Annotated in this window: 26 protein-coding genes; 17 read left to right on the top strand and 9 right to left on the bottom strand. The window is 73.0% G+C overall.

All coding sequences use genetic code 11. From position 1 onward, the window contains the following. Nucleotides 1–446: 446 nt before the first annotated feature. A complete protein-coding gene (locus tag ACZ63E_RS32320) occupies nt 447–1,901 on the bottom strand; it encodes an alpha/beta hydrolase (protein ID WP_465339955.1) in 1,455 nt (484 codons plus the stop codon). Between the two features lie 213 nt (nt 1,902–2,114). On the opposite strand from ACZ63E_RS32320, the gene ACZ63E_RS32325 reads away from it, so the two are divergent. Then, on the top strand, nt 2,115–3,356 hold the full coding sequence (locus tag ACZ63E_RS32325) for a prolyl oligopeptidase family serine peptidase (RefSeq protein ID WP_465339956.1): 1,242 nt from the start codon (nt 2,115–2,117) through the stop codon (nt 3,354–3,356). Nucleotides 3,357–3,364: 8 nt separating this feature from the next. Here the strand turns inward: ACZ63E_RS32325 and ACZ63E_RS32330 are convergent, their stop codons facing one another. Beyond that, nucleotides 3,365–4,285: a LysR substrate-binding domain-containing protein gene (locus ACZ63E_RS32330; protein WP_465339957.1), complete on the bottom strand. Its 921-nt coding sequence runs from the start codon at nt 4,283–4,285 to the stop codon at nt 3,365–3,367. A gap of 42 nt (nt 4,286–4,327) precedes the next feature. On the opposite strand from ACZ63E_RS32330, the gene ACZ63E_RS32335 reads away from it, so the two are divergent. Together ACZ63E_RS32335 and ACZ63E_RS32340 are read left to right on the top strand one after the other, a co-directional pair. Beyond that, nucleotides 4,328–5,290 carry an SDR family NAD(P)-dependent oxidoreductase gene (locus tag ACZ63E_RS32335; protein WP_465339958.1) on the top strand — a complete coding sequence of 321 codons (963 nt, stop codon included), beginning with the start codon at nt 4,328–4,330 and terminating at the stop codon, nt 5,288–5,290. Then, on the top strand, nt 5,287–6,126 hold the full coding sequence (locus ACZ63E_RS32340) for an SDR family NAD(P)-dependent oxidoreductase (RefSeq protein ID WP_465339959.1): 840 nt from the start codon (nt 5,287–5,289) through the stop codon (nt 6,124–6,126). Before ACZ63E_RS32335 ends, ACZ63E_RS32340 begins: the two co-directional genes overlap by 4 nt. A 3-nt stretch (nt 6,127–6,129) precedes the next feature. On the opposite strand, the gene ACZ63E_RS32345 is transcribed toward ACZ63E_RS32340, so the two are convergent. Continuing rightward, nucleotides 6,130–6,681: a TetR/AcrR family transcriptional regulator gene (locus ACZ63E_RS32345; RefSeq protein WP_465339960.1), complete on the bottom strand. Its 552-nt coding sequence runs from the start codon at nt 6,679–6,681 to the stop codon at nt 6,130–6,132. A 32-nt stretch (nt 6,682–6,713) separates the two neighbouring features. Between ACZ63E_RS32345 and ACZ63E_RS32350 the strand changes: the two genes are divergently transcribed. The 5 genes from ACZ63E_RS32350 (at nt 6,714) to ACZ63E_RS32370 (ending at nt 9,954) form a co-directional block, all read left to right on the top strand. Continuing rightward, nucleotides 6,714–7,547, top strand: a complete 834-nt coding sequence (locus ACZ63E_RS32350) for an SDR family NAD(P)-dependent oxidoreductase (RefSeq protein WP_465339962.1) — start codon at nt 6,714–6,716, stop codon at nt 7,545–7,547. Nucleotides 7,548–7,631: 84 nt separating this feature from the next. Further along, a complete protein-coding gene (locus ACZ63E_RS32355) occupies nt 7,632–8,018 on the top strand; it encodes a hypothetical protein (RefSeq protein WP_465339963.1) in 387 nt (128 codons plus the stop codon). A 128-nt stretch (nt 8,019–8,146) separates the two neighbouring features. Continuing rightward, complete coding sequence (locus ACZ63E_RS32360; RefSeq protein ID WP_465339964.1) at nt 8,147–9,127, top strand: ArsR/SmtB family transcription factor; 981 nt, start codon at nt 8,147–8,149, stop codon at nt 9,125–9,127. Nucleotides 9,128–9,165: 38 nt separating this feature from the next. Beyond that, nucleotides 9,166–9,630: a hypothetical protein gene (locus ACZ63E_RS32365; protein ID WP_465339965.1), complete on the top strand. Its 465-nt coding sequence runs from the start codon at nt 9,166–9,168 to the stop codon at nt 9,628–9,630. A 3-nt stretch (nt 9,631–9,633) separates the two neighbouring features. After that, nucleotides 9,634–9,954 (top strand): hypothetical protein, encoded by a 321-nt coding sequence (locus tag ACZ63E_RS32370; RefSeq protein WP_465339967.1) that lies wholly within the window; start codon nt 9,634–9,636, stop codon nt 9,952–9,954. A 50-nt stretch (nt 9,955–10,004) separates the two neighbouring features. Here the strand turns inward: ACZ63E_RS32370 and ACZ63E_RS32375 are convergent, their stop codons facing one another. Further along, nucleotides 10,005–10,463, bottom strand: coding sequence for a glycogen operon protein GlgX (locus ACZ63E_RS32375; RefSeq protein ID WP_465339969.1), 459 nt, complete (start codon nt 10,461–10,463; stop codon nt 10,005–10,007). A gap of 80 nt (nt 10,464–10,543) precedes the next feature. Here ACZ63E_RS32375 and ACZ63E_RS32380 point away from each other — a divergent pair, with 80 nt between their 5' ends. From ACZ63E_RS32380 to ACZ63E_RS32395, 4 genes are all read left to right on the top strand, one after another. Further along, nucleotides 10,544–11,278: a TetR family transcriptional regulator gene (locus ACZ63E_RS32380; protein ID WP_465339970.1), complete on the top strand. Its 735-nt coding sequence runs from the start codon at nt 10,544–10,546 to the stop codon at nt 11,276–11,278. Between the two features lie 78 nt (nt 11,279–11,356). Next, on the top strand, nt 11,357–12,286 hold the full coding sequence (locus tag ACZ63E_RS32385) for a trypsin-like serine peptidase (RefSeq protein ID WP_465339971.1): 930 nt from the start codon (nt 11,357–11,359) through the stop codon (nt 12,284–12,286). Between the two features lie 56 nt (nt 12,287–12,342). Continuing rightward, complete coding sequence (locus ACZ63E_RS32390) at nt 12,343–13,695, top strand: AfsR/SARP family transcriptional regulator (protein ID WP_465339973.1); 1,353 nt, start codon at nt 12,343–12,345, stop codon at nt 13,693–13,695. Next, nucleotides 13,662–15,119: a tetratricopeptide repeat protein gene (locus tag ACZ63E_RS32395; protein WP_465339974.1), complete on the top strand. Its 1,458-nt coding sequence runs from the start codon at nt 13,662–13,664 to the stop codon at nt 15,117–15,119. Before ACZ63E_RS32390 ends, ACZ63E_RS32395 begins: the two co-directional genes overlap by 34 nt. 3 nt (nt 15,120–15,122) lie before the next feature. On the opposite strand, the gene ACZ63E_RS32400 is transcribed toward ACZ63E_RS32395, so the two are convergent. Next, nucleotides 15,123–15,938, bottom strand: coding sequence for a Scr1 family TA system antitoxin-like transcriptional regulator (locus tag ACZ63E_RS32400; protein ID WP_465339976.1), 816 nt, complete (start codon nt 15,936–15,938; stop codon nt 15,123–15,125). Nucleotides 15,939–15,973: 35 nt separating this feature from the next. Then, nucleotides 15,974–16,234, bottom strand: a complete 261-nt coding sequence (locus ACZ63E_RS32405) for a hypothetical protein (protein WP_465339978.1) — start codon at nt 16,232–16,234, stop codon at nt 15,974–15,976. Nucleotides 16,235–16,432: 198 nt separating this feature from the next. On the opposite strand from ACZ63E_RS32405, the gene ACZ63E_RS32410 reads away from it, so the two are divergent. Continuing rightward, on the top strand, nt 16,433–17,494 hold the full coding sequence (locus tag ACZ63E_RS32410; RefSeq protein ID WP_465339979.1) for a helix-turn-helix domain-containing protein: 1,062 nt from the start codon (nt 16,433–16,435) through the stop codon (nt 17,492–17,494). A gap of 11 nt (nt 17,495–17,505) precedes the next feature. Beyond that, entirely contained in the window at nt 17,506–18,066 is a 561-nt protein-coding gene (locus ACZ63E_RS32415) for an HD domain-containing protein (protein ID WP_465339981.1), read from the top strand. Between the two features lie 24 nt (nt 18,067–18,090). Here the strand turns inward: ACZ63E_RS32415 and ACZ63E_RS32420 are convergent, their stop codons facing one another. Beyond that, nucleotides 18,091–18,741 carry a TetR/AcrR family transcriptional regulator gene (locus tag ACZ63E_RS32420; RefSeq protein ID WP_465339983.1) on the bottom strand — a complete coding sequence of 217 codons (651 nt, stop codon included), beginning with the start codon at nt 18,739–18,741 and terminating at the stop codon, nt 18,091–18,093. A gap of 92 nt (nt 18,742–18,833) precedes the next feature. Between ACZ63E_RS32420 and ACZ63E_RS32425 the strand changes: the two genes are divergently transcribed. The 3 genes from ACZ63E_RS32425 (at nt 18,834) to ACZ63E_RS32435 (ending at nt 23,527) form a co-directional block, all read left to right on the top strand. Next, entirely contained in the window at nt 18,834–19,718 is an 885-nt protein-coding gene (locus ACZ63E_RS32425) for an SDR family NAD(P)-dependent oxidoreductase (protein WP_465339984.1), read from the top strand. 99 nt (nt 19,719–19,817) lie between these two features. Beyond that, complete coding sequence (locus ACZ63E_RS32430; RefSeq protein WP_465339985.1) at nt 19,818–20,561, top strand: hypothetical protein; 744 nt, start codon at nt 19,818–19,820, stop codon at nt 20,559–20,561. Nucleotides 20,562–20,770: 209 nt separating this feature from the next. Beyond that, on the top strand, nt 20,771–23,527 hold the full coding sequence (locus ACZ63E_RS32435) for an AfsR/SARP family transcriptional regulator (protein ID WP_465339986.1): 2,757 nt from the start codon (nt 20,771–20,773) through the stop codon (nt 23,525–23,527). Here the strand turns inward: ACZ63E_RS32435 and ACZ63E_RS32440 are convergent. Together ACZ63E_RS32440 and ACZ63E_RS32445 are read right to left on the bottom strand one after the other, a co-directional pair. Continuing rightward, on the bottom strand, nt 23,524–23,700 hold the full coding sequence (locus ACZ63E_RS32440; protein ID WP_465339988.1) for a hypothetical protein: 177 nt from the start codon (nt 23,698–23,700) through the stop codon (nt 23,524–23,526). The two genes, ACZ63E_RS32435 and ACZ63E_RS32440, sit on opposite strands and share 4 nt — an antisense overlap. Nucleotides 23,701–23,795: 95 nt before the next feature. Next, on the bottom strand, nt 23,796–24,584 hold the full coding sequence (locus tag ACZ63E_RS32445; protein WP_465339989.1) for a GAF and ANTAR domain-containing protein: 789 nt from the start codon (nt 24,582–24,584) through the stop codon (nt 23,796–23,798). Nucleotides 24,585–24,597 lie beyond the last annotated feature (13 nt).

Raw genomic sequence — 24,597 nt, forward strand, 5'->3', positions numbered from 1 at the left:
GCCGGCGGCGACTCGGAGCTGGGCGGGCGGAAGGTCGCCGAGGAGTTCCCGGGGCGGTGGCCGGTGGTGGGGTGCTGGGCCAGCAGCGCCTGCCGCCGGCGGCGACTCGGAGGTGGACAGGCGGAAGGTCGCTGAGGAGTTCCTTGTCGAGGGATTTGGTGGTGGGAGCTCGCTGATTCGTTGCGTTACCGGCGGTTCCTGTCTGGCGATGGCTGGGGGAGAGGCGATGGTCGGTGGTGGGGTGCCGGGCCAGCAGCACCTGCTGCCGGCGGCGACCCGCGCTGGGCGGTGGAAGGTCGCCGATGAGCTGCTAATCGAGGGTCGTGGTGGTGGGAGTTCGGTGATTCGCTGCGCCACCAGCGGCTTCCTGCCCGGCGGAAGCTGGGAGGTCGAGGTGACGGCCGGAGGCGGGGCACCGACCATCCGGCACCCCGCCGCCGGCGTGCTCACTGAGGTTTGGCCGCGCAAGCCAGGTCGTGGTCTGGGAAGCGGCCCGTGGTCAGGTAGGCCGTCGCCGCGGTGTTGGCGCATTCGTTTGCCACGTACGGGTAGACCCCGTGGCCTCCCGCGTCGACCGTGACCATTCGGGCTCGGTCGCCGAATGCCTGCCGCAGCTGGACTGCGCCTGCCAGGGGTGTTGCCGGGTCGCGCTGGTTCTGCAGCATCAACACGTTTGATGGACCCTGGTTGCCGATGCGGACCGGTGCTTCGGTGGGTTCCGGCCAGAATGCGCAGGGCTGGACGTTGGCCCCTGCCGCGCCGAACATCGGGTGGCGGAGGCGGTCGACCGCGACCGCGGCCTGGTAGGTGGCCACCGACCTCGGCCACCGTGAGTCGGCGCAGATGGTGTAGTAGCGGCCGGAAATCACGTTGTCCGCGTCGGGGGTGGTGCCGTCGCCGGGCAGCGGGGGGAGTGGGGTGCCCGTGTCGAGCGCCTGCCAGATCTGGGCCACGAGCGGCATTCCGGCGTTGCTGAAGAGGAAACCGTAGGTGGCCATGCGGAACGACGGGCCGTCGATGCCCTGGGCGGGCGTCTTGTCGAGCCGGGCGGCCAGCTCGAAGTACTTCGCGGTGACCTGCGAGGGTGTGCTGCCCAGGTGGTAGGTGCTGTCCTGGGCGGCGGCGAACTTCGCGAAGTCCGGGAACCGGTCGTCGAAGCCCTGGGCGTAGAGCCGGTCGTTCGCGAAGTCCCACCCGGTCGGGTGCACGTTGCTGTCGAGCACGATCCGGTCGCCGCGCTGCGGGAACAGGGTGGTGTAGACCGCGCCGAGGTAGGTGCCCCACGAGTAGCCGGCAAAGGAGATCTTCTGCTGGCCCAGCGCGACGCGGATGCGGTCCATGTCGCGGGCGACGTCGGCGGTGCTGACGTGCGGCAGCATCCACGCGGTCTTCGAAGCCGCGCACTGGCGAGCGATGGCCTGGGACTGCTCGGCCCGCTTCGTCACGTCGGCGGCGTTGCGCGCGTACGGCGGAACGTTGCCGACCGCTTGCTGCTCCGGTGTCAGGTTGCACGTGACCGGGGTGCTGTGCCCGAACCCGCGCGGGTCGAACCCGATCAGGTCGTAGCTGTCCAGCACGCTTTGCGGCAGCTTCGCCGCCGCCAGTTCGGCAGGGAACTTCAACCCGGCCGACGGGCCGCCCGGGTTGGTCAGCAGCACGCCGCGCCGCTGCTCCAGGTGCTTGCTCGCCAGCCGGGAGATCGCGACGTCGATCTGCCGGCCGCCGGGATCTGCGTGGTCCAGCGGAACCTTGATCGTCGAGCACTCCAGGCCGGGCGCCGTGGCATCGGCCGGGCAGGGGCCCCACCGCACCCCGCCCGGCGACGCCCCCGCCGGCACTCCCGCGAGTATTCCGGCCCCCACCACGCCGATCGCGAGCACGATCGACCACGTCTTCCTCATGCGAACCTCTCCTGGCTGCGGGCGGTGAACGCTTTCCATCTTGGTGATCGGGGCTCGGGCGGACATCGATCGCGCGAATGGTTTCGGAGCAGTTTCGTATCGGCCAAAGGGACTAGACACAGAAATCGGCCCGAGTTCCTCCGACAGAACCTCGAATCGTCGCGGCCGGAGAACTACCGTTCGACAGGGAGATCCACGGACGAAGGAGTTCGCATGGACAAGGTGTTCGGCCGTCGCGCCGCGCTGGTCGCCGGCGCGGGAGCCACCGTCGGCCTCGCGGTGCCCGGCCTGGCCCACGCCGCCGGAACCGGCCGCGTCGGGTTCACCCTCGACGCGGAAACGCTCGACGGCGGCGAGCAGGTCACGTCGGTCACGCTCGACACGTCCCGCGCCGGGCCGATCGACCCCGCGAGCCTCACCACCGGCACGTTCGGCGTGCACGCCAAGGCCACCAGCCCGATCGGCACCGGCGGCCAGGACATCGGCTACGACCTCGACCGGCCCGTGACGGCCGTGCGGCTCGACCGCCGTGGGAACATCGTGCTCGAACTGCGGCACGGCGAAGGCGAAACCGGCGGCGGAACCCTCGGTTACATCAACAGCAAGAGCCGCAACGTCCGGCTAGACCTGGTCTACACCATCACCCAGAACACGCCGATCCGGCAGCGCCACGGCCGGCCGATCTCGTTCACCGGGTTCACGCAAGGCCGCCTGGCCAACCCCGAAGTCGACGCTTTCACCTACCACGCCTCACGTTCCGGCATGAAGTACCGGCTGTACTCGCCGCCGGAGCGCCACGGCAGGCGCCCCTTGATCGTCTGGCTGCACGGCGGCGGCGAAGGCGCTTCGCTGCCCGACAACTACTACGACAACGAGACGACCCTGCGCGCCAACCGCGGCGCACTGGGCTTCGCCACTCGAGATGCGCAAAAGATCTTCGACGGCGCCTACGTCGTCGCGCCGCAGTGCACGGCCGCCTGGATGGACGACGGCCCGCGTTTCGCCCCGCTCATCCGGGAAATCGTCGGGGACCTCCTCCGCACGCGGCTGGTCGACCCGTCGCGGGTGTACGTCGTCGGCTGCAGCAACGGCGGGTACATGAGCCTGAAGATGACCACGGTCTACCCGGGCACGTTCGCCGCGTCGATCCCGATCTGCGGAGTCGTCGCCGGCCGTGAGGAAGGTGACCCGCCGCTGGTGCCCGACGCCGAGCTGGCCGCGATCCGGACCCCGACGTGGCTGGTGGCCTCCCGCGACGACGACACGGTGGATCCCCAGGCCAACAGCGTCCACGCGCACGACCTGATCCCGCGGTCGGAGCTGACGCTTTACGACCACGTCGTCCGGAACAGCCACCAGTTCCCGGGGCACTGGTCGTGGATCTACGTGGCCCGCAACGACCCGAGCGTCGGCGGGACCCATGTCTGGCAGTGGATGTCGCGCAAGCGCCGCTAGCCGGACAGTCACTGCGCCTGGGCGACCGCCTCCGACGCCGCGACGCGCAACGCGGCGACAACACGCGCGGCCGCGTCCGAGAGGGGCCGTGGCAGGTGGGCGAGCACGATGCGGCGCTGCTCTCCCGGGCCGCCGTGGACCGGCAGCACTCGCACGCCAGGCGGCACCACCGGGTCGAGCGCGCCCGGCACCGTCGTGATGCCGCAGCCGGCCGCGACCAGGTGGAGCTTGGCCAGCCAGTCGCGGGCCGTGTGGGCGATCTCGGGGCGTTCGTCGAGCCCCGGCCACACGCCCAGCACGCGGTCGTCGCCCGAACCCGCTATCCAGCGCTGCCCGCGCAGGTCGGCGACGTCGATGAAGTCGCGGCGGGCCAGCGGGTGGTTCGCCGGCACCGCCATGTGCAGGCTGCGCTCGGTCAGCGTGTGCAGGGCCAGCGCCGGGGTCTCGGTGTCCGGTGGGCGGAACGGCGGCGCCGAAGCCAGCAGGGCCAGGTCGACGGTCCCGGCGCGCAGGGCACGGACCAGCGCCGGGGTGCCGCCTTCGCGGCTGAGCACCGTGATCGCCGGGTGGGTGCGCCGCAGCGCGGCCAGGGCCCGCGGCAGCAGGGAGGCGCCGGCGGTCGGGAACCAGCCCAGCCGGACCGTGCCCTCCTCCGCGGGCAGCCCGGCGAGCTCGCGGGCGGTCGCGTCCAGCTGGTCGAGCACGTCGGCGGCGCGGCGCACCACGATCCGCCCGGCCGAGGTGAGCCGCACGCCGTCGTGGCGCCGCTCCAGCAACGGCGCGCCGGCCGCGCGTTCCAGGGACACGATCTGCCGCGAGACTGCGGACTGGGTGTAGCCCAGCGCGGCGGCCGCGGCGGTGAGCGTGCCGCGCTCGGCGACCTCGCGGAACACCCGCAGCGCGGTCAGCGACGCATCGGTGAAGGCCATGACATAACTGCATACCAGGTGTGCGGATCTTTCGCTTTCGGCATGGTCGGACCGGACCTAGCGTGGAGTCATGGACCTGATCAAGACCCGTTCGGATTCCGCAGCACCGCCGCGGAGGTCGCCGCGGGCGCCGACCTGACCGGCTGGCGGGCCGTGGTGACCGGCGCGTCCTCCGGCCTCGGTGTCGAGACCGCACGCGCCCTGGCCGCCACCGGCGCCGAGGTGACCCTGGCAGTCCGCGACGTCGAGGCGGGCGATCGCGCGGCCGCGGACATCACCGCGACGACCGGCGCCGCGGTGCGCGTGGCGCCGCTGGACCTCACCGACCCGGCGTCGGTCGACGCGTTCACCACCGCCTGGGACGGTCCGCTGCACGTCCTGATCGCCAACGCCGGAGTGATGGCCACCCCCGAGAAGTACACGCCGCAGGGCTGGGAGTGGCAGTTCGCCACCAACCACCTGGGGCACTTCGCCCTGGCCACCGGCCTGCACGCGGCGCTGGCCGCCGACGGCGCCGCCCGGATCGTGGTGGTCAGCTCCACCGGCCACCAGCAGTCGCCGGTGGTCTTCGACGACGTCCACTTCGCCTTCCGGCCTTACGATCCGTGGCTCGCGTACGGCCAGTCCAAGACCGCGAACGTGCTCTTCGCCGTCGAAGCGACGCGCCGCTGGGCCCGTGACGGCATCACCGCGAACGCGCTGATGCCCGGCGCGATCTACACGAACCTCCAGCGCCACACCGGTGGCCGCGGCAGTGGCAAGGTCCCGCCCGAGCTGATCAAGACGCCGGAGCAGGGCGCGGCGACGTCGGTCCTGCTCGCGACGTCACCCTTGCTCGACGGCGTCGGCGGCCGCTACTTCGCCGACTGCAACGAGACCGAGACCATCGACCGCCGCGGCGAAGCGGCGCCGCTGCACGGCGTCGCCCGGTACGCGCTCGACCCCGAAGGCGCCGAGCGTCTCTGGACCCTGTCGGAAACCCTGCTCGCCAAAGGAATCGCATGACCGGCAAAGTCGCCCTTGTCACCGGCGCCACCCAGGGCCTGGGTCTCGCCCTCGTCGAAGGGCTCGCCGCCCGGCTGTCCACTGAGGACACCGTCTACCTGACCGGCCGTGACGCCGGGAGGGTCGCACAGTCCGTCGAAGCCCTTGCTGCGGGCGGTGCCCGGGTGCGCGGCGAGGTCCTCGACGTCGCCGACCCCCACGCCACCGACCGGTTCGCCGCGCAGCTGGGGGAGCGGCACGGCGGTGTCGACGTCGTGTTCGGCAACGCCGTCATGCGGGTCGGTCCCGACGACGATCCGCGCGCGGTCGTCGGTGCCTACGCCGAGGTCAACAACTTCGGCACCACCCGGCTGTTGCGGGCGTTCGCGCCGCTGCTGCAGGACGGCGGCCGGTTCCTCGTCGTCGCCAGCTCGTACGGCACGCTGAACCACCTCGCGCCCGCCCTGCACGACCGGTTCGACGGTCTGTCCTCTTTGGACGAGGTCGACAAGCAGGTGGCCGCCTGGCGTGACGCGGTCGCCGACGGCAGCGCCCGCGGCGGCGACTGGCCCGGGTTCGTCAACATCCCGTCCAAGATCGGCCAGGTCGCGGCCGTGCGCGCCCTCGCCGCCGGCCGGCGCGACGACGACCTCGCGCGGGACATCCTCCTCGCCGCTGTCTGCCCGGGCATGATGAACACCCCGACGTCCGCGCTGTGGTGGGACGTGAGCGACGCGCCGAGTCCCGCCCAAGCCGCGGAAACCCTGCTGGACCTCGTGTCCGGGCCGGTCGACCCGGCGCACTACGGCGAGCTTGTCCGCGACGGCGAGGTGGTGCCCTGGGCCCCGTGGCGGTGACGGCTAGAAGCTCTTCACCAGCGCGGTGATGATGCGGGCGGCCGCGTCGTCGGCGGTGGTTCCCCAGTCCCAGTGCGGTTTGTGCAGGCGCAGCGACACGAGGCCGTGGTAGGCCGACCACAGGAGGAGCGCCGAGCTGAACGGCGTCTCCGGGTCGGCCGCCGCGACGAGCTCGACGATCCGGTTCTGCAGCCGCGGGCCGGTGGGCGCCCGGGTTTCCGGGACGGGGTCGCCGCTTTCGAAGAGCAGCTGGTACGCGCCGGGGTGGGCCAGGCCCCAGCGGACGTAGGCTTGGCCGGCCGTCACCAGGCGGTCCGCCTGTTCCGGCGTGGCGGTGATCGCCGCTTCGATGTGCTCGACGAGGTCGGTGTACACGGCGTCGAGGATCGCCGAGCGCAGGTCGGCTTCCGCGGGGAAGTGCCAGTACACCGCGGACGGCGCGACCCCGCACTCGCGGGCGATGGACCGCAGGGAGGGCACGGCGAGGGCCTGCGGTTCGGCCAGCTTCGCCACGGCGGCGGCGACCAGCTCGGCGCGGAGGTTCCGGGTGACCATCTCGCCATTGAACACGTGTTCAGGAGGTGGCAGTGAAGACGATCTTCGTGACCGGCGCGTCCCGCGGCCTGGGCCGCGCGATCGGCGAGGTGGCCCTCGACGCCGGGCACCAGGTGGCGCTCACCGCCCGCGACCCCGCGTCGGTCGCCGACCTGGCCGCCGCGTACCCCTCGACGGCCGAGGCGCTGGCCCTCGACGTTACGGACCCGGCGGCGGCCGAGGATGCGCTGGCCGTCGTGACCAGGCGTTTCGGGGTGCCGGACGTGGTGGTCACCAACGCCGGGTACTCGGACATCGTGAGCATCGAGGACGCCGATCTGGCGTCGGTGCGGGCGGTCGTGGAGACGAACCTCTGGGGTGTCGTCCACGTCGTCGAGGCGGCGCTGCCGCTGCTGCGCGGGGCGGGCCGCGGGCACTTTGTGCAGATCTCGTCGGTGAGCGGCCGGCTGGCACCGGCGCCGGGGCTGGGCCCGTACGTGACGGCGAAGTTCGCCGCCGAGGGGTTTCTCGAAGCCGTGGCGAAGGAGACCGAGGGGTTCGGGATCCGGGTGACGATCGTCGAGCCCGGCCGGATGGCCACTTCGCTGGCGTCGTCGATGGGAATCCCGGTGGCGAGCGCGCCTTACGCGGACTTGGTCGCGCCGCTCGCGGCGGCCTACGCCGAGGGTGCTTCGGCGGGAACTTCCGCCGCGGCGGCCGCCCGTTTTGTGCTCGACGTCATCGGGCTCGACGCGCCTCCGCTGCGGGTGCCGCTCGGGGGAGCGGCGTTCGATCGGATTCTCGAGGCCGAGCAGGCCCGGCTGGCCGAGCTGACCGCGTGGGAGACCTTCAGCCGCAGTGCGGACCGGCCGGCCTCGATCGAGTGATTCGGCCGGGCGCGGTAAACCGTGGCTCGGTGATGCGTGTGAACCTCCTGAGTGATCAACATCCGCACACCTCGGGAGGAAACCATGCAGCTGCGACGATTCTGCGCCGGCGTGATGATCGGTGGCGCGATGCTGGGAGGCACCGCTGTCGCGGCCCCCGGCGCCACGGCGAGCCCGGTCGACACGCGGGGACCGGACTCGGTGGCCGGTCAGTTCGAATGCGGTTTCCTTCGGTGCAGCTTCGTCTTCACCAGGAGCCAGACGCGCACCATTTCGACCAGCGCCCTGCCCGGCACCGCGTGCGGCTTCATCCCGTTCCCGGGCAGCGCCGCTTGTGCGGTCAGTTACGCCGTGGCGAACCACGTCGCCAAGCTGGCCGTCAGCGAGAACGCGTGCCTCAAGATCACCTACGCCACGGTGGCCCCGTATCCCTCGTGGTACTCCTCGGACGGCGGTTCCCGCTGCAAATAGGGCGGAACCGGGCAAGCCCGGCGCCGAAGAGATTCAGCCGTCCCTGAATCCTTTGGTTCCGGGCTCCTCCGCCTGCATGCTGTTCTCTGTGGTCGCAGGGGGCGGCCGCGGCCTGAGGGGGCGGATCCGTGATCGAATTCGGGCTGAGCGTCGACGCGCTGGGGGCTACGCGGCTGGGGTACTCGCCGCTCGGGGAGGTCGCCTGCAGCCTGCGGGCGCTCGGGGACCCCGGCTCCGCGCCGCTGCTGCGGCCGTGGCTGCGGCACGTGCCCGGGCAGGTCGCGGCGGACGACCTGCGCTTGCTGCGGCTGGCCGTCCCCGACAGCGGCCTGGCCCCCGACTTCCTCTACCCGGCCGACGCGGATCCCGGGGTCTCCCTGGACGACCAGCTCGCCGGGCTCGCCTCGCTGCCCTTGGCTCAGTACGAGGCCGAACTGGCGCAGGTGTGGGCGTCCGAGCCCGTTCCGGAGCCGCTGCACGGCGAGAACGGCCGGGTGCGGTTGGTGCGGGCGCTGCGGTCCTACGCCGACCGGGTGCTGGTGCCGGTCCGGCCGCACCTGCGTGCCGCGCTCGACGCCGAGATCGCCCACCGTGCCCAATGCGCGTTGCGTGACGGTCTCTACGGCGTGTTCACCGGCCTGCACCCCGAAATCCGCGTCGACGGCGCGCGGCTGATCATCGCGAAGGGACACCACGCCTGCGCCGGGGTGGCGGAGGCGTCGATCACGCTGGTGCCGTCGGTGTTCGCGTGGCCGCGGCTGGTGGTGGTCAACCGCTCGCCGGACACCGTCCAGCTGCACTACCCCGTGCGCGAGATCGGCCGGGCGTGGCTGGACGTCGGTTCGGCCGGCCGTGGTGAAGACGCACTGGCCGCGCTGATCGGGTCGACGCGGGCGCGGATCCTGCGTGAGCTCGCGGTTCCCCGGTCGACCAGCCAGCTCGCCCGGCTGCTCGGCGCCAGCCCGGGCGGGACCAGCACACACCTGTCCACGTTGCGCCGCAACGGCTTGGTCACCGCGGCCCGGGAGGGCCGCAGTGTGCTCTACCGGCGCACCACACTCGGTTCGTCGATCGCCGCCGCGAGCGGCGAAATCGGCGAAGCGCGCTGATTCACCCGGAAAACCGGAAAACCACAGAGAGGATCGATATGCCCTTTTCACGAATTGCCGCGGGACTGACCCTGGCCGCCACGGCGGTGCTGGCGACCGCCGGAACCGCCTCGGCCGCCCCTTATGACGGCACCTGGCGTCCCTACGGCAACACCAACCCGATCACCAGCACGTGGAAGTGCGGTTCGACCTCGGACATCAGCGCGGGCATCAAGGCGCAGTCCTGCGCGATCAGGTCGACGGACGGGCGGAGCGTCCAGTCGGCGGTGATCCTGCGCAACAACCGGACCACCGCCTACCGCGCGGACGTGGACGCGCAGCTCTACACCGCCGCGTCCTACCACCCTCTCGGCTCCTGGGCGTGCCGCCCGTCGGGCGTGGCCGCGAACTCGTGGTCGGTCTGCTTCGGAAAGACCCTCGTCAACAACGGCCGGGTGTTTTCCGGTGGGACCGTCTACGAAGGCACGGCCACCCACGGGCTCGACCTTTCCCCGAATGTCTGACCGATGACAAACGCTGCGCTCGCGACGACCGTCGTCGTCGCTTCGCCCGCGTCGGCCGCCGTGCCGAGAGCCTTGGCGCGGTGCGCCGGCAGCATTTTTGTGGTCGCGAACCACCCCGCCAACGTCTACAGCGGCTGGAAGAGCTACCGGGTCATCGGCCACGTCGAAAAAGGCGATCTGGTCCGCTGCGCGGAAGACATCGACCTCGGTCGCCGCTACACGGCGTGCGGCGTTTCCGACGGCAACGGCTGGATCCGCCTGATCTCCGCCGACGACCAGGTCCGCGGGTGGTCACCGCAGGCGTGCTTCGTCGACCAGAAGTGACCGGCTGATCCGGCGAGGCGCCCGGACACCCAGGCGCCTCGCCGGAACGGCTAGACGGGTCGTGCCGCCGCGAGGACCGCGTCCAGGCTCGGGAGCCAGCGCTGGTGGGGATCCGGCGCCTTGAGCCACTCCGTGGCCGCGTCCGTGCGCTGGGAGCCAGTCGGCAGGGGGAGCAGCGCGCCCCACGCCAGCACCTCGACAGCCTGGGGCAGCGTCTCGCGGGCGGGCACGAGCCCGTCGATCTCCGCGAGCAGCGCCACCCGCCGGCCGCGCTGGGTCGCCCAGGCCAGGACCGGGCCTTCGCAGCCGTTGGCGGCGAGGCGGTCGAGGAGCGGTCCGGTGCCCAGCTTCGGCATCGTCACCGCGCAGATCCCGTTTTCCAGCGCCAGGAACGGGCGCGGGCCACGCCACTTCACCGACCAGCCGAAGAGACGGCTGTAGTAGGCGTTGACCCGGTCGTAGTCCACGGGGTGGCTCACGGCCGGGTCGAGCTGCTGGTCGAGCGACATCGTCGGCGCCTTCCGCTGGGGTGGGAACCAGCGTAACGGCACTGAGTGCCGCTAGCAAGCCCGGCTGCTACCGTCCGGGGATGACCGATACCCCTCGCCGCGTGCCGGCCACCCGGGCCGGGGCGACGCCGGCGGGGCGCCGGCGGCTGCGCCGGGAGCTCGCCGCCGCGGCCGTGGACCTCTTCGCCGCCCACGGTTACGAGGCCACCACGGTCGACGAGATCGCGGCCGCCGCCGGGGTGGGGCGCCGCACCTTCTTCCGGTACTTCGACACCAAGGACGACGTGCTCTTCGCCAACCACGACGAGATCGTGGCGGAGATGGAGGAGGCGTTCGCCGCCGCGGACCCGGCGCGCGACCCGGTGGAGGTGGCCTGCGACGCGGTCGGGCTGGTGCTCGGCTCCTACGCCGCCGAGCTCGACGTGTCGCTCAAGCGGTTCGCGCTGACCCGGACGGTTCCTTCGTTGCGGGACAAGGAGGTCGCGACCGTCGACCGCTACCAGCGGGTGCTCGCGCGCTACCTGCAGGCCCGCTTCGAAGCGGCCGGTGACGAGGCGGCGAGCCTGCGCGCCGCCGTCGCCGCGGCCGCGATCGCCGCCGCCAACAACCACGTGCTCCGGCGCTGGCTGCGCGCCGGGGGCCGGGACGACATCACGGCCGCCGCCGCCGAGGCGTTCGCGCTGGTCATGGAAGCGTTCCGGGCACCCAAAACCGGCGAGGAGGGCACCGTGGTCGCGGTGATGACCACGGCGACGCCCCTGCGCGAGGTCGTCGCCCAGCTCAGCGCGGCGCTGCACGGCGACCGGACGAGCTGACCTCTGGCACTCAGTGCCATAGTGGCAAGATCACCCGGCCGGCGGGCAACCCCGGCGACGAGCGGGCGTCCCCCGGACATGAGCCCGAACTCGACGAAGCCGCGCCGCGCCCTTGCCCGGGCCGTCACCCTGCTGGCGGTGGCCGGCGCCGCGATGGCGGTGGCGGCCGCCCCGGCGACCGCGGCCGCCGACGACCAGGTCGTGACCCGTGTGAGCGAGGCCGACCGCGCCGCGGCGCTGGCCCATTGGACACCGGAACGGATGCGGCAGTGGGCCGGCGACGACTCCCTGCCTCCAGCGGAAAAGATCGGCCGCGAGTGGACCGGCCCGGTGCCCGCGGGGGTCGGCCGGCTGTTCTTCACTGCCGAGCCCGGCGTCGACGAGTCCTGCACCGCGACCGTGGTTCCCAGCTCCAGCAAGGACGTCGCGCTCACCGCCGGGCACTGCGTCAACGGCGGCCTGGACCGCTTCGACAACCCGATCAAGATCGTCAACGTCGTGTTCGTGCCCGGTTACGACCACGGGAAGGCGCCGCACGGGGTGTTCCCGGTCCGGGCCTTCGCCTGGTCGGCCACCTACTCGGGCCCCACCAGCGGCACCGACGACGACGCGGTGCTGGCCCTGGACCCGGTCGGCGGCCGGCACGCCGCCGACGTCGCGGGCACGCAGGACGTCTCCTTCGCGCAGCCACCGTCCCCTGTGGACACAACCCTCCTCGGGTACCCCGTCTCGAAGCTGGCCGGCGGCGAGGCGCTGGTCTCCTGCGCCCGGCCCGCCACCTTCGAGGCCAACTCGGTGAGCTCGGTGTGGAAGACCGGCTGCGACCTCGCCGGCGGCGCCAGCGGCGGCCCGTGGCTGCGGGACTTTGACCCCGCCACCGGCACGGGCACCCTCTTCGGCGTCACCAGCCGCGGCACGATGAACGAGGACCTCGTCACGCTCGACCTCACCAGCGCCGCCTTCACCGATCCGGTGCGGAAGCTCTACGAACGCGCCGGGGAGCTCTGAGCCGCGACCCGGTGGGATAGTGGAGGTCCGAACCTGGGGGAGCAGGGGAGGTCGGTGTGGCGACGCTGGTGCGTCTGCTGGGCGAGGTGGCCGCGCGGGCCGGCGGGCGGGACGTCGAGCTGGGTGGGCCCCGGCAGCGTTGCGTCCTCGCCGCCCTGGCGGTCGACGCGGGGCACGTCGTGCCGGTGGACCGGCTGGTCGAGCGGGTCTGGGGCGCCGACGCGGCGCCGCGGGCGCGGACCACGCTGCACGGCTACATCTCGCGGCTGCGCCGGGCGTTCGGCGACGCGGCCGACCTGGCGATCGTGCGGCGTTCGGGGGGTTATGTCCTGACGAGCGGCCCGGACCCGGTCGTCGACCTGCACCACTTCCGCGAGCTGTGCCGGCAGGCCCGCGCGGACGACGGCGATGTCCGGGCGCTGACCGACGCGCTGGCGCTGTGGCACGGCGAGCCGCTGACCGGTGTGGACGGCGAGTGGGCCGACGCCGAGCGCGTCCGGCTGCGCGGCGAGCGGCTGGCGGCGCAGCACGACCTGGCCGACACCCGGCTGCGGCTGGGCCAGGGCGCCGACCTCGTGCCCGAGCTGTTCGCGCGCACCGCGGAACACCCCTTCGACGAGCGGGTGGCGGGGCAGTACCTCTCGGCGCTGCACCAGGCCGGGCGCGTGGGGGAGGCGTCGGAGCACTACCGGCGGTTCCGCGCGCGCCTCGTCGAGGAGCTCGGCACCGACCCCGGCCCCGCGATCCAGGCGTTGCACCAGCGCATCCTCGCCGCCGGGCCGCCGCTGCCGGCCGGTCCCCGCACGCCGGCCGCCCCGCGGCAGCTGCCGGCGCCGCCCCGGGCGTTCGTCGGCCGCGGCGCGGAGCTGGACCGCCTCGACGCCGTGCTCGGCGACGCTCCGGGCGGGACGGTCGTGATCTCGGCGCTCTCCGGCGCGGGCGGCATCGGCAAGACGTGGCTGGCCCTGCACTGGGCCCACCGCCACGCGGCCCGGTTCCCCGACGGGCAGCTGTTCGTCGACCTGCGGGGGTTCAGCCCGGAGAACGCGCCGATGGCCCCGGCCGTCGCGGTGCGGGGGTTCCTCGACGCGCTCGGCGTCGAACCCGAGCGCATCCCGGTCGACCTGCACGCGCAGTCGGCGCTGTTCCGCAGCCTGCTGGCGGGCAAGCGGGTGCTGCTTGTGCTGGACAACGCCGCCGACACCGCGCAGGTCTCGGCGCTGCTGCCGGGCAGCACGTCGTGCTCGGTCCTGGTGACCAGCCGCAACCGCCTGACCGGGCTGATCACCGGCCACGGCGCGCAGCACCTCCCGGTGGACGTGCTGTCGGGCACCGAGGCCCGCGCGCTGCTCACCGACCGGCTGGGCGCGGCCCGGTGGCGGTGGAACCGGCCGTCGTCGACCGGCTGATCGGGCTGTGCGGCGGGTTCTCGCTCGCGTTGAGCATCGTCGCCGGCCACGCCCACACCCGTCCCGACCTCCCGCTGGCCGCGCTCGCCGCGGAGCTGCACGACCTCGGCCTCGGCGCGCTGGACAGCGAAGACCCCACCGCCAGCCTGCCCGCCGTGTTGTCCTGGTCCCACCGCGCGCTGAGCGCGGCGCAGGCGAAGACGTTCGCGCTGCTCGGGCTCGCTCCCGGTCCGGATCTGAGCCTCGCGGCCGCGGCGAGCCTCGCCGGGCTGTCCACAAAGGACACCGGGGCGATGCTGCGCAGCCTCGAACAGGCGTCGCTCGTGGCCCAGGACGCCCAGGGCCGGTGGGGGATGCACGACCTGATCCGCCGGTTCGCCGTGACCACCGGCCAGTCCCTGCCCGAGGCCGAACGCGAAACGGCGTTGCGGCGCGTGCTGGACTTCTACCTGCACACCGCGTCCGCCGCCGACAAGCTGCTGTACCCGCACTCGCAGGTGATGCCCCTCGGCCCGCCGCTGGCCGGCACGGTGCGGCACGTCCTGCCCGACGCGGCGACGGCGTTGGCGTGGTTCGACGCCGAGCACCCGAATCTCCTGACGGCGCAGCAGCTCGCGCGCGGCCGCGGGTGGCACGAGCTCGTCTGGCAGCTGACCTGGGCGCTCAACACGTTCCAGACCCGCCGTGGGCACCGGTACGACCAGCTCGCCGCGTGCCGAGCCGGGCTGGCCGCCACCGAGCACCTGCCCGCCGCCGCCCGGATCCTCGCCCACCGCCTGCTCGGCCGCGCCCACCTCGAGCTCGGCCGGCGCGAAGACGCGCTCGAGCAGCTGCACCGCGCGTTGGAGCTGGCCGCGAAGCACGACGACCGGGCGACCCAGGCCCACACGCACCGGACCCTGGCGCTGGCGTGGGAGCAGTGGGGTGACGACCGGCGCGCGCTGGAGCACGCCACGCGGGCCCTGGACATCCACCGCACCCTCGGCAACCCGCTGTGGGAGGCGATGGCGCTCAACGCGGTGGGCTGGTGCGAGGCCCGCGTCGGCGAGTACGACCGCGCCCGCGAGCACTGCCGCGACGCGCTGGTCCTGTTCCGCCGCCACGACGACGTCAACGGCGTGGCGGCCACTTTGGACAGTCTCGGGTGGATAGACCACCACACCGGCCGGCACGAGGAAGCCGTCCGGAACTACGAGCAGTCCTTGACCCGGTACCGGGAGCTGGGCGACGGCTACCAGACCGCGACGACCCTGGCCAACCTCGGCGACCCGCTGGTCTCACTCGGCCGCCCCGGCGACGCGCGGGCGGCGTGGACCGAGGCGGAGGAGCTGTACCGGCAGCAGGGCCGGGACGCGGACGCCGAGCGGGTCCGGTTGCTGCGGAAGGCGGTCGGGCAGCCCGTCGACGAACCCCTTTCCCGCTGAGGTTCAGTCCAGCTCGAGGGCGTGTCCGGTCAGCCACTCGACGGTGCGGTTGTAGCGCGCCAGGATGGCGCGATGCGCGAGGTAAGTGCAGGCGTGGTGGTGCGGTATCGAGACGGCGAGGGTGATCTTTCCGGCGCGGTAGAGGGTGAAACCGCTCAGCAGACCGGGCGGGCACTCGTCGGTGGGGACGATCCGCAGGGTGCTGGTGCGCAGGCCGGATCGTGCGCGGAGGTGGCCGAGCTGCTCGGTGCGCAGCTGCGGAGGGCAGACATCGAGCGCGGTCTCGCCGATCAGGAAGATGCGGTGCCGTTCGAGGTCGGTGCCTTTCGGAGAGACGATGAGGAGTTGTGCATCCACCACGTCTGCATGGGCGAGCTGGTGGTTGAGCAGGTGGAGGTCGTAGGCAGGCGTGCGGAGCCGGCGGGGGAGGAGCGTGGGCGTCCAGTGGATGACCTGGGTGGAGAGGTCTTCGTAGTAGTGGGCGAGGGAGGAGTGGTCGCTCGGGCGGGTGTCGACGTAACCGGGTTCGTCGGAGTGGCGGGTCAGGTTGAGGAGGTCGTCGGCGTCCGCGCCCGTGATGCGGAGGACGGCGAGTATCCGGCCGACATCGGCCGTCCGCGCGACACGTCGTCCCAGCTCCCACTGCGAGAGGAACTGGAACGGCACGCCGGCCGCGGTGGCCAGCCGGCGTAGGCCGAGCCCGCGAGCAGTGCGGAACTGCCGGATTGCGAGACCGGCCGCGATGGCGGCGGGAGGTGCGCTGTCCTTGTGCCGACGCGGATGGTGGATCGGCTGCATGGGCACGGTCGTGTTCTCCACGAGGGTGTTGTGATCGACGGGGTCGGGGCGGGTCGTCATCGTGATCGCCGGAGGCGGTCGTGCTGGAGCGGGATGCCGTGTGCCCGCCGGTAAACCGAGTCACAGCTGGCGCACATCGCGGGGGCGCCGTGGTCGCGACGCTCGTCCAGCGGCTTGAACGTGGCTGCGGCGGTCAGGCCGCACAGCATGGTGATTCCTTGTCCCGGGCTGGGCATGCCGGCCAGGCGGGTGCGGTGCCACACACCCTCGACCACGGGGTGGATCGCGTCCGGGTCGATGTAGATCACGGCTGTCATGGCGCCCTCTTGTCCTGGTCCGGCTACTCACAGGTGGCCAATCCACCTCGGACTGTCACGCTACGATCGGGAGAGCAAAAGCAGAACGGACCGCGAGTACGCGTGCGATCCGACCGGAACCGGCCAGACTCGGGAGCTTCCTTGGGCGGAGGATCGGCGGCACTGACCGGGAGTCAGGGTTCGCGCTCGACAGGTGTTGTGTCGGGCTACGTCCTCAAGCTCGCGCGCCAGAGCGCGGCCCTGACGCAGGAGCGGTTCGCGGAAAGCCTCTCGGTGGACGTGAGCACTGTCCAAGGATGGGAGTCGGGGCGGCGTCCGCTCGCCGCGATGAACGCGGGGGACTTCGTCCGGTTGTGCAGCAGGCTGCCTCGGCTGGGCGCGCCCTCGCCTTCCGGCCGGCACCTTCGTGCCGCCGTCGAAGCCGACCTGGTCCTGTCGACCGGGATCGTCGCCGGTGAGGCCTGGGTCGAACCCGATCTGCACCCGCTCGCCACGAGCGTGCACCGCAAGACCCTCACCAACCTGATCACGTGGCCGTTCACCGGGCACCTCCCACCGGAACTCGGCGTCTTCACGTCGAAGGTCTCCCGTCGAGGGCCTGTCGCGGCCGGGCCCGCCCTGAGCGCCGAGGCGCGGACCAGGTTCTTCGACCACCTGATGACAGTCGCGGAGCGCGGCGTGAAGTCCAGTGAAGCGCTGCTTCGCCGGCAGGCTGTGTATCTGCTCGGCTTCGACCAGCGCGACGAGGTGGCGAACTGGCTGCGCGGTGAATGGGAAAGCGCGGGTCGCCGGCCGATCGCCGGTGGCAGTGTCACCGACCTGCTCGAAGCCCGCTCCGCGTCGGTCGCCCTCGCGTCGGCCGGCGACGGCGCTCATCTGTACGACTTCGTGGCGCGCACCGACGACACTCGCGCCGAGCTGGCGAACCTCAACTACTGGGCGCACTGGATCGGCGAGCTGAGCGACGACCAGACCGATGACACGTTCATGGCCGCCGAGGACACCAAAGCCTGGTCGGGCGTGCGGCTCTTCGACCACCTCGTCGGCCGTCTCGACCCGTCTTCGCCCCACCTGCCCTTGAACCTCCGCACGATGCACACGCTCGTGGCCAGCCGTCCCGCTCTCTTGGCAGGCCAACCCGCTGCTCGTGGCGCGCTGGCCGAGGCGCTGGACAAGCTCACGTCCGGCGACGTGCTGACCCGCGGCGGACGTGACCAGGTCGCCGGCCTCCACTACGCACTCCGTCTCGCTGACCGATAGGGAGAACACCCATGCCAGACGAGCCTGCCGCTCTCGCTGCGTTCGGCTACGAACTCGGGTTGCTCAAGCGCATCCGGCGCGCCGGCTGGTGGCACGTCGGCGTCCGCGATCCCGAGTCGGTCGCCGAACACAGCTTGCGGACCGCGCAAATCGCGGCTTTGCTCGCGGCGGAAGAGGGTGCGAATCCGGAACGCGCGGCGTTCCTGGCGCTCTGGCACGACACACAGGAGACGCGCACCGGCGATATCCCGCACACCGCGGCCAAGTACCTGAGCAAGCCGGAGCCGCGCGAGATCACCGCCGACCAGACGGCCGCCTTGCCCGGTCCCTCCCGCGATCTGGTCCGGGCCGCCGTCGACGAGTACGAGACCCGGGAGACCCTGGAAGCCCGGTGCGCGAAGGACGCGGACAAGCTGGAAATGCTTCTCCAGGCCGTCGAGTACCGGGATGCCGGAGTGCAGCGAGTCACCGGGTGGATCGACTCCGCTCGGAAGGGCCTCGCGACCGAGACGGCTCGGCGCGTCGCCGAGGCGGCCGTCGCCGTGTCCCCCCTGGCTTGGCGAGATCGCTAAAGCCGGTCCCGCTGATGCCGTGACTCAGGTGCGCGCCGCGCCGAGGGTGACCGCTGTCAGCAACGTCGTGAGCTGCTCCCGGAAGCGCAGCGCGCTGTGGGCCCAGCGGGGCTCCTCCTCGTACAGCCGGCGCAGGGTCGGGGACGGCCGGGACAGCTGGTACAGGTAGGCCGCGCAGCTCATCGCCGCCGTCAGGACCGTTCGGGCGCCGTCGGGGTCCAGCCCCGCTCCCGTCTCGACCAGGGCCGCCGTCATGACGTCGAACGCCGATGTCGCCGCCGTTTTGTACTGGCGGGCGCGGTCCAGGCGCACCGCGCCCTCCAGGCTGAGGCCGACGTGGGTCTGCAGGTCGCAGAACAGCGGCAACGCGTCGAGGGACCCGCTGACCACGTCGGCGACCTCGCCGGCGGTCAGGCGGCGGCCGCCGAGGTCGGCCAGGAGGCGGTCCCGCCAGTCGGCCCAGCCCTGCTCGGCCAGCTCGAGGAGGAGCTCTTCGCGGGATTCGAAGTACCGGCGCAGCGCCGACGAGTGCAGGCCGACGCGGTTCGTCACCTCGGTCAGGGTGACCTCGCGCACACCGCGGTCGATCGCGAGCTCGCGCGCGGCGGTCAGCAGGGCGGCTTTGCGGACCTCTTTGTCCTGGTCGGAGCGGGCGCGGCGGCGGGGCTGGGTCACCGCGCCAGGGTAACGCAACGCCTTTGACTTAACTTCGGCCCGGGTCTAGCTTCGAGTTAACGCAAAGACGTTGCGTTAAGAAGGAGCTTCCGATGAGTGCAGTGTTCTTCGTGACCGGATCGTCGCGCGGGCTCGGCCGCCGGATCGTCGAGCAGGCCCTCGCGGCCGGGCACCGCGTCGTCGCGACCGCCCGTGACCCGCGGGCGCTCGACGACGTCGTGGCCCGCTACGGCGACCGCGTCCACGTCGAGCGGCTCGACGTCACCGACGCCGCGGCCGCCGAAACCGCGGTGGCGAACGGGGTCGCCGCCTTCGGCCGGCTCGACGTCGTGGTCAACAACGCGGGCCAGGGCGACCGGGTGTCCCTCGAGGACACCACTCTCGACGTCTTCCGCCGGCAGATCGAGACCAACTTTCTCGGCACCGTGTATGTCACGAAGGCGGCGGTTCCCGTGCTGCGCCGGCAGGGCGGCGGCCGGATCATCCAGATCTCGTCGGTCGGCGGCCGGGTCGGCAGCCCCGGGATGACCGCGTACCAGTCGGCGAAGTGGGCCGTCGGCGGGTTCACCGAGGCGCTCGCCGCCGAGGTCGCGCCGCTGGGCATCAAGCTCACCGTCCTCGAGCCGGGCGGGATGCGCACCGACTGGGGCGGCGCGTCGATGGCGACGCCGGTCATCAGCGAGCCCTACGAAGCGACCGTCGGCGCGTCGGCCCGCGCGATGGCCGACTTCGAGGAGCACGCCAACAGCGACCCGCGCAAGGTCGCCGACCTCGTGCTCACCGTCGCCGGGCTCGACGAGCCGCCGCTGCGCCTGCTCGCCGGGAGCGACGCCTACGAGTTCGGCCGCGAGGCGTGGCGGCACCGCGTCGACACCGACGCGAAGTGGGCCCACCTCAGCAGCTCGACCGACCACGACGAGGCCGGCGGCGCCTGGCGCGGCCAGCGCGGCGTGAGCCTGCCCGACGTGCGGGCGTGACGCCGTCGGGTGGTCGAGGTTCCGGATGGCCCCCGGGTGGGTAGCCCACAGGTGTGAGGCTGCAGGCGCCGCCTGCTGCGACGAGTGAGAGGTGATCACATGAGCCAGGGCGACGCCCCGGTCGGGCGATCGGTGAAGACGGCGGCGGCCGGGGTCCGGGATCTGGCCGCGGAAGCCGCGCGGGTGGGGGCGGCCGCGGCCGCGCGGGCGGTCGAGATCACCGACCGGAAGCTGACCGAAGGCGCGGACGAGCTCGCGAAGGTCGGCCGCGCGGCGACCAAGGACTTCGACAAGAGCACGAAGTCGTCCCGCCGTGAAGTGCGCGCGAACTCCGTGGCCGCGCGCGACGAAGTGCTGTCCCGCGCGGTGAACCTGCGCGACCCGGGCCGGAAGGCGGCGCTGGCGGTCGCGGCCGTGGCGGGTTCGGCGGGCGAGTCCGGCCGCAAGCGGCGGAAGGCCGTCGCGACGGCGAAGCGCGACCTCGCCGTCGCGCTCGAAGAGGCGAAGAGCGCGGCGCGCGGTGAACGCTCCCGCAAGTCCCGCTGGCCGTGGCTGGTGGCGCTCGGCGTGGTCGCCGGCGCCGTGGTGGCCGTGGTGCAGGTCCGGCGGTCGAACCCGTTGGTGGAAGCGGACTCCGTGTCGACTCCGGCGCCGAACGCGACCACCACGCCGGCCGGGACGACCCCCAAGCCGGCCACGCCGGTGACCCCGGCGGCCCCGGTCGCCCCGGTTGCCGAAAAGCCGGTCGAGCCCGCGAAACCCCAGCCCGCCCAGCCGAACGGCAAACACACCGAAGGCGCGAACGGCACCACGGCCGCCCGCAGCCAGAACAAGGCCAAGTAGGCACTCGCCGACGGGGCGTCGCACCGGGAATCCCGGTGCGGCGCCCCGTTGTCGTGCGTGGACCCCGGTGTTCCGCCGAGCGGGACGGGGCTCCGGCGAATCCCCTGGTCAGCGTCGTCCCGCCGGTTCGCGGGTTCGGCGACCCGTGCGCTAGGTTGGAAATTCGCCGTTCGTGCGTGCGTTTGAGGGGGCAAGGCGTGGTCTCGATGATGCGCTTGCTGGGGGAGGTCGACCTGCGGGCCGGCGAAGGCACGGTGGACCTCGGGCCGCCGAAGCAGCGTTGTGTCGCGGCCGTGCTGGCCGTCGAGGCGGGCCAGGTGGTTCCCGTCGACCGGCTGGTCGAGCGGGTCTGGGGCGCCGACGCCCCGCCGCGGACGCGGACCACCCTGCACAGCTACGTCTCGCGCCTGCGGATGGCGCTGGCCGGGGTCGACGGGGTCGCCGTCGTGCGCCGGTCCGGGGGCTACACCCTGGAGATCGACCCGGACCTGTTCACCGTGGACCTCCGCCTCGGCCGCGAGCTGCGCGCGGCCGCCCGGACCGACCAGGAGGCGGCGCCGGCGCTGCTCACCCGCGCGCTGGCGCTGTGGCGGGGCGACGCCCTCACCGGGCTGGCGGGGGAGTGGGCCGAGGCCGAGCGCGAACGGCTGGGTCAGGAGCGGCTGGCGACCTGGCAGGACCTCGTCGACGCCCAGCTGCGGCGGGGCCTCGGGGAGGACCTCGTCGTCGAGCTGGCGGCGCGCACCCGGGAACACCCACTCGACGAGCGGACGGCCGGCCAGTACCTCATGGCTCTGCACCAGGCCGGACGCACTGCCGACGCGTTGCAGCACTTCCAGGTCGTCCGCGAGCGCCTCGCCGAGGAGCTGGGCGTGGACCCCGCCGCCGCCCTGCAGGAGCTGCACCGGCAGCTGCTGGTCGCCGAGCCGCCGCCGGCCCCCGTCGCGGAGGCGGGGGAGGCGGCGCCGCCCCGGCAGCTGCCCGCCGCGCCCGCGTCGTTCGTCGGCCGGCGCGCCGACCTGTCCAGTTTGGACGGTCTGCTCGCCGGTCCCGGCCCGGCCGGCACGGTGGTCATCTCGGCCATCGCGGGCGCGGGCGGGATCGGCAAGACGTGGCTGGCGCTGAGCTGGGCGCACCGGCACGCCGGCCGGTTCCCGGACGGGCGGCTCTTCGTCGACCTGCGCGGGTTCAGCCCGGAGGACGAGCCGATGGCGCCGGCGGTCGCGGTGCGCGGGTTCCTGGACGCGCTCGGCGTGCCGCCGGGCCGGATCCCGGCCGAGCCGCACGCCCAGGCCGCGCTGTTCCGCAGCCTGGTCGCGGGCCGGCGGATGCTGCTGGTGCTGGACAACGCCGCGTCCACCGCCCAGGTCGTCCCGCTGCTGCCGGGCAGCCCGGGCTGCACCGTGGTGGTGACCAGCCGCAACCGGCTCTCCGGCCTGATCACCGGGCACGGCGCCCGGCAGCTGCTGCTCGACGTGCTGACCGACGACGAAGCCCGCGCGCTGCTGGCCGACCGCTTGGGCGCGGCCCGGCTGAGCGCCGACCCGGCCGCCGTCGAGCGGCTCATCCGGCTGTGCGGCGGGTACCCGCTGGCGCTGAGCATCATCGCCGGGCAGGCCCACACCCGGCCGCGCCTGCCGCTGCCGATGCTCGCGGACGAGCTGCACGACCTGGGCCTCGGCGCGCTGGACGACGACGACCCGACGGCCAGCCTGCCCGCCGTGCTGTCGTGGTCGTACCAGCGGCTGTCCTCGGAGCAGGCCACGATGTTCGCGCTGCTCGCGATCGCGCCCGGCGCCGACCTCACCCTCGCGGCGGTGGCGAGCCTCGCCGGGTGCTCGCCCGCCGGCGCGCGGGCGCGGCTGCGCGGCCTGGAGGACGCGTCGCTGATCACCCAGGACGTCCGTGGCCGTTACGGCATGCACGACCTGATCCGGCGCTACGCCACCGACATCGCGCAGCGCGACCTGACCGGCGACGAGCGCGACGCGGCCCTGCGCCGGGTGTTCGACTTCTACCTCCACACCGGTTTCCACGCCGAACGGGTCCTCGCGCCCTACCGCAGCCCGATCCGGCTCGATCCGCCCGCGCCGGGGACCACGCCCCAGGCGCCGCCGGACATCACCGCCGCGATGGCCTGGTTCGAGGTCGAGTACGAGCCGCTGCTGGCGGCCCAGCAGCTGGCCGTCACGCTCGGCCGGCACCGCGACGCGTGGCAGCTGGCCTGGGTCCTGACCACCTACCACTACCGGCGCGCCGACCGGGAGAAGCGGCTGGCGGTGTGGCAGGTCGCCGCGGACGCCGCCCAGCGCCTGGAAGACCCCGAAGCGCACATCGTGACCCACGCGCACCTCGGCCACGCGCTCGCCGACCTCCGGCACTACGACGAGGCGGCCGACCACCTGCACGCGTCGCTCACCCTGGCCGAACGCCACGGTGACCTCGCGGGCCAGGCCTACGCCCAGCACACGCTCGCGCAGTCCTGGATGTACCAGGAGGACTACCGCAGCGCGATCGACCGCAGCCGGCGTGCGCTGGCATTGTTCCGGGCCCTCGGCGACCCGCTGTTCGAGGCCGTCGAACTCAACCAGCTCGGCTGGCTCTACTGCCGGCTCACGGAGTTCGGGCCGGCGCGCGAGCACCTCGAGGCCGCGCTCGCCCTGGTCCGGCAGCACCCCGCGCCGTCGAACGAGGCGCACGTGCTGGGCAACCTCGGGTACATCGACCAGCACACCGGCCGCCACTCCGAAGCGCTCGAGCACTACGCGGAGTCGCTCGCCCTGCTGCGGGAGGTGGGTGACTCGCAGAACGTGGCGCTGGCGCTGGACTGGATCGGCCAGACCCACCGCAGCCTGGGTGACGAGGAGCAGGCCCGGGCGGCGTGGCTCGAAGCGCTCGAGCTCTACCGGGAACAGGGCCGCCACCAGGCCGCCGACCGCCTCCGGGACGAGCTCGACGGGCGTTAGCGCGCCGGGGCGCGGCGTGCGACGGCGGCCAGCGCGCCCGCGCCGGCCAGGAGCACGAGCGCCAGCAGGAGGTGCCACAACGCGCCGAGCCGGACGGCCAGCACGACGTTGACCAGCCCGAGCACGGCGTACACGAGCGCCAGCACGCCCAAAGCCGGTCTCCTGGCTGCCATGATGATCCGTCCTGCCGGGGTCCACGAGGAATCGGACCGCCGGGGGCGGGTGTTACCGGGCCGGCACCAACCGATGCGAGGTCGATGCGGGACGCTCAGCCGGCGGGCAGGTCGATCTCGGTGTACCGGGCGGCGAGCGTGCCGGCCAGCTCGGCCAGCTTGACGTTGAGGTCCTGCGACGTCCGCCGGAGCACGTCGAACGCCTCGTCGGCCGTCACCCCGCGGCGCGCCATGATGATGCCCTTCGCCTGGCCGATGACGTCCCGGCTGCGGATGGCCTCGCGCAGGTGGGTGGCCGCCAGCTCGGCCCGCGTCACCGCGTCGGTGCGGGCGATGGCGAGGGCGGCGTGGGTGGCCAGCAGGAGCAGGACGTCGCGATCGGCCTCGTCCAGGGCGTTCGGGGAGCGCCCGTAGACGTTCAGGGCGCCGGCCGAGCGGCCGGTCGGCGGGCCGGGGATGAGCGCGGTGGAGAGGACGGAACCGACCCCGAGCTCGACCGCGCCGGGGGCCCAGCGGGGCCAGCGTGGCTCGTCGGTCAGGTCCGGCGCGATCGCCACGGCCGGCCCCGCCGGTTCGGCGGCCTCGACGCACGGGCCTTCGCGGAAGCGGTACTGCAGCAGGTCGAGCTCGACGGCGACCGCGCCGGTCTCCGCCGGGGTGTGGAACCGCCCGTCCGGGCCGATCAGGGTGAAGCTCGCCAGGTCGGCGGCCGGCACCATGAGGGTGGTCGCCTCCAGGACGCGCCGCAGCACGTCCTCGACGGTGGGCGCGGCGAGCAGGCTCGCCGTCAGCTCGGCGAACTGCCGGGCCAGCGGGCCGCTGCCGGGTGCCTCGGCGGCGGCGAAGGCCGCCTTGTCCTGCTGCCATTCGTCATCGGTGGTCATGGCCGTTCTCCCT

It is taken from the genome of Amycolatopsis sp. NPDC104819, assembly GCF_055583145.1.

Coding starts and splice junctions, on each gene's coding strand:
- ACZ63E_RS32320 (WP_465339955.1), bottom strand. CDS start 1,901: ATGAGGAAGACGTGGTCGATCGTGCTCGCGATCGGCGTGGTGGGGGCC.
- ACZ63E_RS32325 (WP_465339956.1), top strand. CDS start 2,115: ATGGACAAGGTGTTCGGCCGTCGCGCCGCGCTGGTCGCCGGCGCGGGA.
- ACZ63E_RS32330 (WP_465339957.1), bottom strand. CDS start 4,285: ATGGCCTTCACCGATGCGTCGCTGACCGCGCTGCGGGTGTTCCGCGAG.
- ACZ63E_RS32335 (WP_465339958.1), top strand. CDS start 4,328: ATGGTCGGACCGGACCTAGCGTGGAGTCATGGACCTGATCAAGACCCG.
- ACZ63E_RS32340 (WP_465339959.1), top strand. CDS start 5,287: ATGACCGGCAAAGTCGCCCTTGTCACCGGCGCCACCCAGGGCCTGGGT.
- ACZ63E_RS32345 (WP_465339960.1), bottom strand. CDS start 6,681: ATGGTCACCCGGAACCTCCGCGCCGAGCTGGTCGCCGCCGCCGTGGCG.
- ACZ63E_RS32355 (WP_465339963.1), top strand. CDS start 7,632: ATGCAGCTGCGACGATTCTGCGCCGGCGTGATGATCGGTGGCGCGATG.
- ACZ63E_RS32365 (WP_465339965.1), top strand. CDS start 9,166: ATGCCCTTTTCACGAATTGCCGCGGGACTGACCCTGGCCGCCACGGCG.
- ACZ63E_RS32370 (WP_465339967.1), top strand. CDS start 9,634: ATGACAAACGCTGCGCTCGCGACGACCGTCGTCGTCGCTTCGCCCGCG.
- ACZ63E_RS32375 (WP_465339969.1), bottom strand. CDS start 10,463: ATGTCGCTCGACCAGCAGCTCGACCCGGCCGTGAGCCACCCCGTGGAC.
- ACZ63E_RS32380 (WP_465339970.1), top strand. CDS start 10,544: ATGACCGATACCCCTCGCCGCGTGCCGGCCACCCGGGCCGGGGCGACG.
- ACZ63E_RS32385 (WP_465339971.1), top strand. CDS start 11,357: ATGAGCCCGAACTCGACGAAGCCGCGCCGCGCCCTTGCCCGGGCCGTC.
- ACZ63E_RS32405 (WP_465339978.1), bottom strand. CDS start 16,234: ATGACAGCCGTGATCTACATCGACCCGGACGCGATCCACCCCGTGGTC.
- ACZ63E_RS32415 (WP_465339981.1), top strand. CDS start 17,506: ATGCCAGACGAGCCTGCCGCTCTCGCTGCGTTCGGCTACGAACTCGGG.
- ACZ63E_RS32425 (WP_465339984.1), top strand. CDS start 18,834: ATGAGTGCAGTGTTCTTCGTGACCGGATCGTCGCGCGGGCTCGGCCGC.
- ACZ63E_RS32430 (WP_465339985.1), top strand. CDS start 19,818: ATGAGCCAGGGCGACGCCCCGGTCGGGCGATCGGTGAAGACGGCGGCG.
- ACZ63E_RS32435 (WP_465339986.1), top strand. CDS start 20,771: ATGCGCTTGCTGGGGGAGGTCGACCTGCGGGCCGGCGAAGGCACGGTG.
- ACZ63E_RS32440 (WP_465339988.1), bottom strand. CDS start 23,700: ATGGCAGCCAGGAGACCGGCTTTGGGCGTGCTGGCGCTCGTGTACGCC.
- ACZ63E_RS32445 (WP_465339989.1), bottom strand. CDS start 24,584: ATGACCACCGATGACGAATGGCAGCAGGACAAGGCGGCCTTCGCCGCC.